Source organism: Parabacteroides sp. AF39-10AC, assembly GCF_003635405.1.
GTDB lineage: Bacteria > Bacteroidota > Bacteroidia > Bacteroidales > Tannerellaceae > Parabacteroides > Parabacteroides distasonis.
Genome location: NZ_QTLP01000002.1, coordinates 1 through 12,361 on the forward strand (window position 1 = coordinate 1; position 12,361 = coordinate 12,361).

9 protein-coding genes are annotated in these 12,361 nt (G+C 52.3%); all 9 read left to right on the forward strand.

Annotated elements, in window-relative coordinates; genetic code table 11:
- The first annotated feature begins 469 nt into the window (after nt 1-469).
- The 9 genes from DW033_RS01780 (at nt 470) to DW033_RS01820 (ending at nt 12,335) form a co-directional block, all read left to right on the forward strand.
- Nucleotides 470-2,869, forward strand: a complete 2,400-nt coding sequence (locus tag DW033_RS01780; RefSeq protein ID WP_370453712.1) for a DUF4906 domain-containing protein — start codon at nt 470-472, stop codon at nt 2,867-2,869.
- Between the two features lie 56 nt (nt 2,870-2,925).
- Nucleotides 2,926-3,693, forward strand: coding sequence for a DNA-binding domain-containing protein (locus tag DW033_RS01785; protein WP_048927267.1), 768 nt, complete (start codon nt 2,926-2,928; stop codon nt 3,691-3,693).
- Nucleotides 3,694-3,863: 170 nt separating this feature from the next.
- The gene (locus DW033_RS01790) at nt 3,864-5,552 is read left to right on the forward strand and encodes a fimbrillin family protein (protein WP_122382343.1); all 1,689 of its coding nucleotides are present in this window, start codon (nt 3,864-3,866) and stop codon (nt 5,550-5,552) included.
- A gap of 52 nt (nt 5,553-5,604) precedes the next feature.
- Complete coding sequence (locus DW033_RS01795) at nt 5,605-6,648, forward strand: fimbrillin family protein (protein WP_122382344.1); 1,044 nt, start codon at nt 5,605-5,607, stop codon at nt 6,646-6,648.
- 22 nt (nt 6,649-6,670) lie between these two features.
- Complete coding sequence (locus DW033_RS01800; RefSeq protein ID WP_122379647.1) at nt 6,671-7,729, forward strand: fimbrillin family protein; 1,059 nt, start codon at nt 6,671-6,673, stop codon at nt 7,727-7,729.
- A 49-nt stretch (nt 7,730-7,778) separates the two neighbouring features.
- Nucleotides 7,779-8,999: a fimbrillin family protein gene (locus DW033_RS01805; RefSeq protein WP_122382345.1), complete on the forward strand. Its 1,221-nt coding sequence runs from the start codon at nt 7,779-7,781 to the stop codon at nt 8,997-8,999.
- A gap of 158 nt (nt 9,000-9,157) precedes the next feature.
- Entirely contained in the window at nt 9,158-10,261 is a 1,104-nt protein-coding gene (locus DW033_RS01810; RefSeq protein WP_122379649.1) for a fimbrillin family protein, read from the forward strand.
- A 16-nt stretch (nt 10,262-10,277) separates the two neighbouring features.
- Nucleotides 10,278-11,417: a fimbrillin family protein gene (locus DW033_RS01815; protein ID WP_233554120.1), complete on the forward strand. Its 1,140-nt coding sequence runs from the start codon at nt 10,278-10,280 to the stop codon at nt 11,415-11,417.
- 21 nt (nt 11,418-11,438) lie between these two features.
- Nucleotides 11,439-12,335, forward strand: a complete 897-nt coding sequence (locus DW033_RS01820) for a fimbrillin family protein (RefSeq protein ID WP_232432515.1) — start codon at nt 11,439-11,441, stop codon at nt 12,333-12,335.
- Nucleotides 12,336-12,361: the final 26 nt, after the last annotated feature.

A 12,361-nucleotide genomic window follows, 5' to 3' on the forward strand; every position in this document is an offset into this window, starting at 1 on the left:
GTCCGAAATGTTAAATGAGTAGTGATTTGTAAAGAGACAAAAAGCGAAATGAATGAAAATGTAAAAAAGGAAAGAAAATGGAAGATATTGAGAATGAAGGTGTGAGAGAAAAAAAGTTGTCCCTTTCTTACGCAGAAAGAGACAACTTTCAGAATGACGGATAAATATCCGTTTTCGGGTGTAAAAGTAGCTCAAATTGCTGATAAAGGCAAGGAGGATGCTTAAATCTTTTGTCAAAATTAAAAAAGACAAACAATAGCGAGCCGTCAAGCGTGACGTGCTTTGTCCTATTAACATTTCCAAGGGCTTGAAAAACAGCGGATAGGAGCGTTTATACTCCTATTGTCTCTTTCTGCGTAAGAAAGAGACAGCGTGATTCAAGTAAAAAAATGTAAAATGTAGTAGTGAAAAAGCACGTGCAGGTATGGAGGAAATAGGTGTAAAATTACAAAAAGCAGTATTGATCATGATGTCAATAGTATCGATGTTAGGAATGTCAAGTTGTGAGGATCGTCTCGATTCACCCTGCCCGTCTACGGGTGAGGGCAAGGCGGTGGAGGTATCGCTCTGCGTGGGTATCGCCGACGAGGTGGATGCCGCATCGCTTGCCGGCGGCACGTCCGGTACGAAAGCGGGGGAGGGCGTTGGTTCCGGCTCCGGTCTCAATGTGCGGCTGCAATCCTCTGCCAAGACCAAGGCTGCCGTAGAAGACCCGTTGGCCACCGCCAAGCCGGATAAGCTTTACGGCTTGGAGATCTGGCAATACGATGCGGGCGGTAATTTTAAAACCGGCAAAGGAGTGAGTTATACGAGCGCCGTTGAGATTGGTTCCTCCTTCACGGTCACGCTGGAGGCTTTGGACAATTGCCAGCTGGTGATAATCGCCCGGGGATATAATGGTTCCGCCTACACGGTGGGTTCCCTTAGCGGGAAAAGCCTTTCCGCCGTGCAAAGCACGACAGCCACGGCATCCATGATCGAGGGGATCAAGAATGAGGGGGATATAAAGGCCATGCCCTATATCCTTCACCTGCCTAAGGTGAACGTAACCTCGGCAGGCGAGATCCAAAGCCCTGACGGTACGGATGTCCGCATCCTCCTGCGCCGCTTGGCTACCCGCCTGACGCTGTCTTGGAAAAACGAATCGGAGAAAACCGGCTATACTCTAGAGCAAGTCCTGCTGCAATCCATCCCCGTAGACTACAGGTTATTAAAACCCGTCAATGACGATACCTACCCGTCCCTGTTGGATCAATATACCACCATACAGGTGGCAAGCGTCTCGGACGAGGGAAGCTATACCTGCTGGATTCCCTCCGTCGTACGCGGGGAGAGCGCCTACGCCTCCTCCGCTTATTACCGCACGAAGGCGAACGCCCCGAAGGGCAGCGCCTACGCTACCTTCATCTCCCGCCACAAGAGCGACGGCGGCAACGAAACGGATAGCCGGAAGAAACTGAACTACCGCGTCTATCTGGGTGGCAGCACCAGCAAGGAGTTCGACTTATACGATAACACGAACTATATATATAATGTAGAGATGTCGCACAATACGCTTCCAGTTGACGACCGTCGCATAACCATCATCGACCCAATCCCTGCCTCGCAGAACAACAACAACATAGTCCCCACGGCGAACTGCTTTATGGTAAAACCGGGTGGAGCGTTCTGCTTCAACCCATACAACTACACTATAAAGGGAGTAGCCGGAGGCAATACGATATTGCGAGACTGGTGCGGCCTTTCGGGCACTACCTTCTCTACCCCGATAAAATCCGTGAAAGTATTGTGGCAGACGCTGGAGGATGGCGACTTGGGCGACCCCGCACTGGGAGTCGTTAACAAATACGCCCCGCAGGTACCGGCCGAAGATGACCACACGAACATCGTGGAGCTAAAGAACGGCGACAGCCTCACGGATGCCCGTATCTACTGCCGTGTCGCTCCGAACACCACGGGAGGCAGTGGCCTTATCGCCGCCTACGATGGCGAGAACGGAACGGGCAATATCCTTTGGAGCTGGCATGTGTGGGTAACGGATTATAGTCCCTCGGCAACAACCGACGCTACCATTCTCTTGCCGGACAACCAGCGCATCTTGAAATTGCAGAACGGGGTGACCTCATATAAGCCCATCATGGATCGTTGCCTAGGTGCCTACGATGGATACGTGTCCGTCCCCCCCGATATCCTCGATATGTCGCGTGCCAACGGTTTTCATTACCAGAGGGCACGTAAAGACCCTTTCCCCGGAAGCTATACGGCGGAAAAAATAGCGAATCAATATAAATTCACCATCAATGCTGTCCTACCTCCCAAGCATTGCCTGAACAGGTATAAGGCGGACGGAATCACATGGGTGATGCCGACAGGTCTTAATTTCAGCTCGGTTCATCATGCCTATCAGCATCCCGAGGCTTTTGGGCAGCCCCAAAATCAGGAATGGTCATCCAATCCCAGTTCGGATGCGAACGGCAGGCCCACTTGGAGTGACAGCAAAACCGTGCATGATCCATGTCCTGCTGGTTGGCGGGTTCCGACACAGAATGAACTTCAAGTACTAATAAGCCGTAATTCCTCTGACTGGAATACGATACTATCTAATTCTGAAAAAAATGGTGGAGTCCTTTTGAAATACGATAATACGACAAACGGCACGTACCTGCGATTCTCCGGTTATCCGGCGGATTTGACAACATTAAATAATGTGGGATACACGACTTTCTTGGCTATTACAGCCTCCAATGCCAAAATGAGTAGCGTATTTATCGCCAGTCGTAGCGGTGGGATCGTGGAAGGGGGAGGAGGACTTAAGTTCGCCGGCAAAGATAACCGTGATGCCCAAAACATCCGCTGTATCCAAGAATAAGATCATGACATAACATATAATTAAACGGATTACTAACAATTAAAAACAAACCAATCATGGCAAACGAGTATTACTGGAAAGTATGGCTTCGGCCGAATTTGTTAACCAAGGATGACGACAACGACTACGTAGCGGAGGTATTGACACAAAAAGACACCCTGCACAACGAGAATATAGCCAACGCCATCATCAAGGAAGGCTCCGAGATCAAGTATGACACCTTGCTCTCTATCATCAAGCAACGCGACCGCATTGTGCGGGAGCACCTCATGATGGGCTACAGCCTACTCACCGAGGTGTGCCAGTACACGCCCCGTATCACGGGCCCTTGGGGAGGCGAGACGGCGAAGTTCGATCCCGCTATCCATAAGCTGACGCTCGATATCGTGCCCTCCGCCGAGATGCGTGACGCGTTGAGCAAGGTGGGCGTGGAGGTTCTCGGAGCCAAGTCTGAGGTAGGGCGCATCGGCATGGTGACCGATACCTTCACGGGATTGTCCAACGGCTCTATCACCCCGAACGAGGACATACTGATCGAGGGCGACCGTATCCGTATTAACGGGGCGGACAGCTCGGTAGGTATCTTTTTCGTGTCGGAAGACGGCGAGAAGGTTACGCCCGTGACCCGCCGCCTCACGCAAAACGACCCCAGCCGTATCATCGCCCGCGTACCGGCCTTGACCGACGGCAAGTACAAGCTACGCATCGTGACGCAGTTCTCGAAAGGCGTCACCTTGCTCAAGTCTCCCCGCACGATCGAGTACAAGCTGCCGCTCACCGTGGGTGCCGGGGGAGGCGACTCCGAGAGCCCGGATGAGATTTGATCCGGGGGAGGTATCATCCCTAGCACAGGGGAGACATCATCCCTAACACTAGGGAGGCATCGTCCCTAACGCTGGGGAGGCATCATCCCTAACGCTAGGGAGAGACCCTCCCCGACGGCAGGGAACCGGCCCGTACAGAGGGAAAGGAAAAACTATAGATAAACTAGTATATGAGATTAAGACATTTATCGGAAAAAACAGCTTTTTTATTACTCGGCTTACTCGTCTTGGGAGCTTGCGGTAAGGACGATCCGGAACCACCCGTTCCCGGTTCCGGCGAGGGATTGTTGCGGGTATCCGTGCGACATACGGGCGATACTCCCTTGGCCGTTTTCGCTTATAAGGCGGATGGTTCCCGCGTGGCGGGGAAGGAAGAGCCCGCCGGAACGCCGTCTACGTGGTCGTGGAGCGAGCGGCTCGTGGTGGGGGAGTACGCCCTGCTGGTCGCCGGCGCCGACCCCGCCGAGGTCCGGTTGGGCGATACGGAGAATCTGGGGAAAGCCTATGCCGCCGCCCTTCCCTCGGGAAGCGACAGCCTGCTGGTATCGCTGGATAGCCCTCTTTACGTGGAGAGCGTGACGGGGATTAAGGTGACCGATGGTGATGAGACCGCGATCTCATCGACCCCCAAGGATATCCGCCGGATCTTGCGCCTTACCATCGACGCGGGGAAAGGCTTCGGCGGGGCGAAGGTGGAGGGCCGTCTGGGCGGGATAGCCTCGTCGGTGCGCCTGTCCGACCGGATAGCGACAGGAGTGGGTGTGCTCGACCTTGATTTCCGTGCCTCGGCTACGGGCGTAGCGGGCGTTTACCAAGCCGTGGCGGGTATCTTGGGTACGGTGACGCTGGACGGCTCGGACCGGAGCAACGTCTGCACGCTCTCGTTCGAGACCGCCGGCGGCGAGCGTTTCAGTTACGAGGAGAACCTGACCGCGAGCCTGCATGAGGCCATGTCCTCGGGCCGTGATACGCTGGATCTCTCCTTGAAGGTAAGCCCCGCCGTCCCGATCCGCCTTTACACCGGCATCCAGACCCGTGCCGCCGTGGACGTTTTCGACTCCACACCCGTATCCATCGCCGTAGGCACTTCCGCCGGCGATTACACGGAGCATTGGACGGGGACGGCTACGGAGGGCGATATCCTTTTAGACCCGGAGCGCTACTATCCCACGGACGGCTCCGCGCTTTTCATCCGCAGCTATCACCCCGCCGCCCCCCACGTGAACGGCGAGGTACGGTACGAGCTGACGGGGCAGGAAGACTTGATGCTGACCGATGAGCGGAGCGGTTCCCTGTCCCGCCGTTTCGACGCTACGGAAACGCCCTTGATCCATAAGCACCTGCTGACGCAACTCAGCTTCCGCCTACGTGTCAAGGGAGCGCCGGACGGGTATAGCGTACATGCCGTCAAGCTGAACGGGCTAGCCTCGGTAGCTAAGGTGTCCTTGTCGGATGGAGAAGTGGTCCCGGTCGGGGAGACCAGCTCGGTGATCATCTATTCTTCCGATGACGGGAATGGTATCCCCGTGGTGGATGGCGTAGTGACGCTCCCCGGATTCGTGCTGGTGCAGCCCAAGGCCTCCTTGACGCTTGACATGACGCTCGCGCCGGAAGGTGATCCCGCCTCCGGGCAGGATTTCAAGGATCTCCCCGTCTCGTTCGGCGGCGAGGGCAACGAGAGTGGAGGGGCTTACGATATTGAGATCTCGCTTGAGATACCCGTTGATCCGGAGGAACCGGACGACCCCGATACTCCCGAGGAACCCAAGGAGCCGGATCCCTTCGAGGAGTACCAAGTAAAGATAACGGCAACCGTCACCCCGTGGAAACCGGGCAATGGCGGCAACGCCGATTTATAGACCAGATTATTTAATTCATATTTTTTATTAATACTTTAAAATTACAAGACAAATGAAAAAGATTTTGACAATGGCGGCTGTGGCCCTGTTAGCGGCAAGCTGCTCGAACGACAAGGATGTGATCACTCCCGATTTGGGTACGGCGAATGCTCCGGTAGCGATCAAATTGACACAAAGCGTGGAAGGTCTCACGACTAAAGCCCCGATCACGAATGGATCGCAGGTGGAAGGTATCGTGGTGATGGTGGACGTGACTTCCGGACACGAGCATGATTGGGGTAGCTTTAATCCGGTTTACAAGAATGTGATCAATGAAACTACAAAGGCATTGGAAACACGTGCCAACGTAGCCGGCGCTGTATTTACGGCTGGGAAAGAGACGGATATTACCTTGACTCCCACCTTGTATTATGATAATACGGAAGTGAGTCCCAAAAACTCCCATATTACGGCGGTCGTTCCTTCCGGAACAATCGAGTCCTCAAAAGTGGTTTTCGGTAAGGTAGACGGCTTGCAGGATGTCATGACGATCGGTGCGGATCAAGATGCCGGAACTGCAGCGTCACCAAATCAAAATGGATGTAAGTTGACGTTTGCCCACAAGACCACCCAATTGGTTTTCGCCGCTAGTTACACAAGCGTAGCTGGTGGTAAGGGAGAATGGGAAGGAAAGAACGTCTCCATCAAGAGCATCAAGATTTTGGGCACGCAATTGCCCCAATCCGTGAACCTGACAAATGGTGACGTGAATTGGGCTACTGCTTCCGATTTCTCTGTCCCGAATATCACGACAACCGCTCTTTCCACGACAGCTTCTACGATTAGCCCGGCAGTGATGCTCGCTCCGTCTAATGATATCAAGCTGAACGTAACGATCAACGTAGGCGGTACGGATCGTACCTTCTTGAATGTCCCGGTGATGGACTCAAAGAATGCAGGTGAAAAGTTGAATGCCCAAGAAGGCTATGCCCATACGGTTACGTTGAACATTACCGAGCCAGATAAACCTACAGGAGAAAATGTGAAGGCACTGGAAGTGAAAGCCACTGTCAACGAATGGAAACAGGGTAACGGCGGAACCGTTGAATTGAAATAATCTTAAATATCCCTCAACCATCATGAGACAACTCTCTACATACATATTGTCGATGATAGCCATGGGATCGTTGGCCGCTTGCTCGGACAATGGTGAGGCGGGAGGTGAGATACCTTCCGCCGATCCTCCGATCGAGCTTCGGGCGACGTACCCGGACACGTCCATAAGCACGAAAGCGGAAGTGGGAGAGGCGGAGGCGTTCAAGACTACCCTCTTTTGCGTGACCCGTCTCGACGCCATCACAGGTGTTCCCGACTATACGAGTCTTGCCGATCGTTTCTCCACCCCCGTATCCGACGTGACCACAAGTTGGGCCGATGCCGTATTCTACGAGGAATGGGTAGAGCGGACGGCTGATGTGGCGGTAGGCGGGAGTATCTCATGGGATGCCTCTCGTAAGCACCATTATCCCCGCATGGGAGCGAACGTGTATCTGGTCGGCGTATCTCCCGTGGCGGGCGATAACTCGTACGATGCCGCCGAGGGTACCGTAAGCTATACCCTTGACGGGCATATGGACTTGATGTACGCCGGTCCCTTGGCGGGTAATAAGTGGGATGGTAACCGGTTTACGGGCAATACCGTCGCCGGGGTCGAGGCGAATCGCTCATTGAATTACGCCCACCTGCTTACCCAGCTGGTATTCAAGGCAAAGAAGCATGATGCCGGAGGACTGGAGGTGAAGGTGAACAAGATTATCGTGAAAAGCATACCTACGGCGGTAAATGTTCCGCTGGCTACGGGCGAGGCTGTCTTCTCCGGTTCCTCGGAAGTGATCCTTGAGCCTGCCGGCAACGCCACGGTAGGGGCATCAAATGTCGGTCCCATCGATCTGGGCTGCTTGTATCTGCCGCCTACACCCGATCCGGGCAATGTAAAAATAACGGTCGAGACTTCGATCGGTACCTTTACCGACGTATCCGTAAAGATGGGTGATGAAATATCTGAGGATAATTTCAAGCCCGGTTTCTCTCACGTGATCACGTTGGATATCTACGATGCCTCTTTAGGTATCTCCTCCGTGGAGGTAGCCGAATGGACTCCCTCGTATGTCGATGGCAACCTAGACTTGATCCACTGACTGACTAAACGAATTGAACAATTAATAGAACGAATCAAAAAAAGTAATCATGAGAAAACAGATAAACTATAAACTACTCTTTCTTTCTCCCTTCTTCTTGGCTGCCTGTAGCAACGAGGACAATATCCCCTCCATCCTCCCTTCCAACCAGCCGGATGCCGTAGAGCTGGGGATTACGGCGGGGGTGACGCTTACGAAAAGCGTGATAAATTTGGGTACCCAAGCTGACGCTAGTAAAGATGATGTCATGAAAAGCGTAGCGGTGTACGCACGCTTAAAGGGGACAGTCGTATCGGGTGAAGATCCTTATACGAATGCGAAAAGCAATAATTACGCATTATATACTTATTCGACGACAGGAACCGCAGGTTGGAAAAGCGGAGATAAAAAGATCTATCTGACCTCCGAAGTGGCAAAGATATACGCTTATTATCCGGCTTATCAGCCCGGAACAAATCAAGAGTTAGCCACAACCACAGCTCTAGTATTATCTGATAATACCGCTACGGATAACTCCACAATCCCAGTAACGGTCTTTGCTGGAACGACTGATGATGCGCATAGGGATTATCCCTCGACATTAATAGACAACTCTGAAACGACAAATACCAATAAGGCAAAGATTAATTCAGCGAAAGGTGAAATCGATTATATGTGGGCGGACCAAGGTAGCTCTGAGACGAATTGGATAACTGCCAGCAACACGAAAAAGGAAACCTCTATAGATGCCTCTGTTGATCTAACCATGAAGCATGCCTTGACTTTGGTTAGTTTCCGCATTTACAATGATGGAACTTATAAGAATAAAGGTGTGCTATCGAAGATACAGTTGAAGGATGTACCTAATCAAGCTAATACAGGTTCCGATGCGATAGCGACGATGAATATTAATACGGGAGTCTTGACGGTTCACGCCAATACAACTAGTGCTGCGACTTACGTCCGGAATTTTTCCTCTAACTATACGCTAAAGGTACAAGGTTCTGGAGGCTTAACCGATGAGACAGCTACAAAAAATGCTTCATCCCGATTTAGCATCTTGGCTTTGCCGATAACTAGCAAAGCCCTAAATAATACCAAAGCCATCTTTACGATTGATGGAGCGGATTATGAGGTTGCGTTAGCCGATAGTGGGACAGGAGTTACTTGGGAGCAGGGGAAAGAAAACATCTATACTGTAAAACTTAGCGGTAAGGAATTATCCATAGGCACCGTAACCGTAGCCGCTTGGGGCACAGGAACCGGCAATGATGATTTGAAAGTTAATTAACCTACAGTCTAGGGTTGTAGAGACGGGGCGTGCCCCGTCTCTACAACAAAACACGAAACACGAAATACAAAACACGAAATCTGTGTAGTAACAATCAGACCGGGTGGTAATAATAAAACCGGGTGGCAAATAAACGAACAATATAAACAACGATAAATATGAAACCGTATAGATACCTATTATTAACAACAGTATCGCTTTCCCTTTTCGCCTGCGGCGGAGAGGATGGCGAAGACCCCATCGTACCCCCGGTTGATCCGGATACCCCTGTCGCCCTGTCCCCGCAGATCGCCAGCGTAGCCCTCACCAAGGCCACTGCCACATCCAGCGATATAGCGGCTATCGGCCTATACGCCGTAAATAACGTGGCAAGTGAAAACCATTACGGCACATCCCCCCAAGGTACATACGGCCAATACACCCTCCAAGAGGGTTCCTTAAAACCCGCTACGATAAACGGTAAGGATCAAACGATCTGGCTAAGCACCCAGCAAGCTATAGTCTACTCTTGCTATCCAGTCACGGATGCCACCACGATAACCGCGGCCGGAAATGCCTCTTCCCCGGTCTATACCATCCCGGTACGAGCCACTGCCATAGCCTATTCGAATACGGTAACGAATGCCTCCTCCTTGGATTTCACAGTTCCCGGTAACGATTATATGTATGGCGTAGCCTATAACACTACCGCGAAAACCTTTGGAACAACTCAACCCATAGCCGATAACGGCCACAGAACCTCCGATTCAAAAGGCGAGAAGATAAACCTCGGCCTTAAGCATGCCTTTTGCTTGGTAAGCCTAAAGTTCAAGAAACACACGGACTACGCCGGTCCTTGCAACCTGACAAAAATAACCTATAGTCGCCCCATCCCGACACTACAAACGAATGGTACCACCACCATGAGCCTAAAGGACGGAGCCCTCGGCAACCTAACCGGAGCGAAGGCGGGTACACCGGTAAAGTACGAGTACACGGTAAATGGCGGCGTAACCGTTGCCGCTACCACAGACGGAATCGAGTTCATCAATTACGGCGTACCATTCCCCTCCGGCACTGCAAATGTTACCGCCGCTACCTTGACCGTCGTAGTAGATGGCAAGGAAATGAAACTAGACACCATTACCGACGGTGGCGAATGGTCCGCCGGAAATAAATATACATACACCATCTCCATCCACGGTACCGGCCTTAAGCTGGACGGCTTCAATGTGGTAGGGTGGACGAATGAATCATCCGACAATACAAGTACGACTATCTAAAAAAACTATACGACCTATGATACAGGATATTTACAAAAACGCACGTCCGCTACACCTCAGTGTAGGCCTGTTGGCGATACTGGCGCTCTTATCCGGCTGCTCCTCCGACGACTCCTTGCCGGAAGACACGACAGGGGCATTCTTACAACCCGTATTCCACATGAGCGGTGTCGAGACCCGCTCCATCATAAGCGGAACCTCCACGACGGAGGGTGAGGGAAGGATTAACGCGGTAAAACTTTTCGTTACTAAAGCAGAGGACGGCTATACTCCCTATGGCGGGGTTGGTACGGCGGGGGATGCCGGCCTTTCCACCTTCACCTATCAGTCGGTAGGTAGCGGCGGAAACGATTGGATAGGCGATCCCACCGTGAATTTATCGAGTGTAAAGGCCCGGATCTATGCCTATAGCCCGACGAGCGCCACCCTCACAAAATCAACGACTACCACGACGCATACCATAGCGACCACCCTTCCCGCTCACCAGAATTTCTATGGCGGCAAGGGATGGGATTCTGACGCTACCGATTATATGTACGGTTCCGCCAGCAACACGGTAGGAGAGGCTATCGCTATTACGGCCAGCAATACCACGCCGTCCGGCGGTTCCCCCTCAAGCGGTACTTATCAGCCGGAAATCTACTTGCAACATGCGCTGGCCCGCCTTTCCTTCACGATGCAATCCGCCACGGGACGTTCCGTGAATACGACCTATGATTACGTGAAGAAGATAACGTTGAAAACATCCTCCAATGCGTTCACTACCGGCACGGGAACGATGCAGATCGCGGATGGAGCGCTTGGTGGAGGAACAAAGGTAGCCGAACTCACTTTTACCCCTAAAAACGATGCGTCGAGTAATACCACCGCCATACTTTGCGGTGCCGCAGGTGTTCCGGTGGAGGTAGGCTATGGGCTGGTGGCTCCTTTGGTATCGACAGACATGACCCTTACGGTAGTGGTCGGCAAGCGGGATGGCACTACGGATGACCGGACGTTATCCGCCAACCTAAGTCAGATCACTTGGAAAAGAGGACATACCCACAAAATACAAATAACCTTATCCAACCGAGCGATTACGGTGAACGCCAATATCGTCCCTTGGATGGAGAGCGGTTCAGCAGGAACGGGAGACGTTAAGCCCGGCGGCTATTAATTACGGCATAAAAAGAAAAATATGAATATGAATTACATGAACCTCAGTTTAGCATGGATGGGAGCCTTGAACATGGCGCTGGCTCTCTACGGTTGCACGAACGGGATAGAGACGGGGCTTTCCGCTCCGGAGGGAATCCCGGTGACGGTACTTGCCGAGATCAGCCCTGTTACCAAAAGCGGCGAGGCGGTTAGCTCGGATAATGGTTTCGATAGGACATCCTTCCTTTCCGGCGATCAGATAAAGGTGACAAGGACAAAAAAGGCAAGTGGGACGGCGGCTTCCCAATCGGCCAGCTATCGGTATGACGGGACTTCCGCATGGACCGTGGTGGGAACCTCGCCTGTGACCTTGGAGCCTGCCGTTACGTATTCGGCGCAGTTTCCGGCGGATTACTCGGCCATCAACCAGTTTCAAACCACGAGCGCTGCTTATCTGGCCAGTAACCTGCTGAAAACGGGTGATGCCACATCCAGCGACGGTACGCTGGACTTTACGTCGAGCGGCAAGCCCTTTACGCACGTCAATTCGAAGTTGACCTTGAAGTTTACCGTGAACCGTGAGACTACCATCGCCAATGATGCCGTATTGGTAGCGGCGGCGGGGATACGTACGGCTGTATCTACGAACCAGACGATCACGCTATATCGGCCTTACCCGGTCGATGCATCCCGGAAATATGAATGGTGTGGTATCCTAAGGGCTGTAGGTGGTAGTGCGGGAACCCCTGCTACGGATCTAACGGTCTCTCTCACTTGCGATGGTGTTACCTACAAGGCTACCTTAACGGGTTGTGCCTTGCGGACCGGTTACCACTATACATATAATTTGACCTTGCATAACGACATGCTGATCCCGGAAAGTTGTACCATCGGCAAATGGACGGATGAGATCATGGCTGGAGGAAATTTAACTTAACAACTATATAGCATTATGATACATTA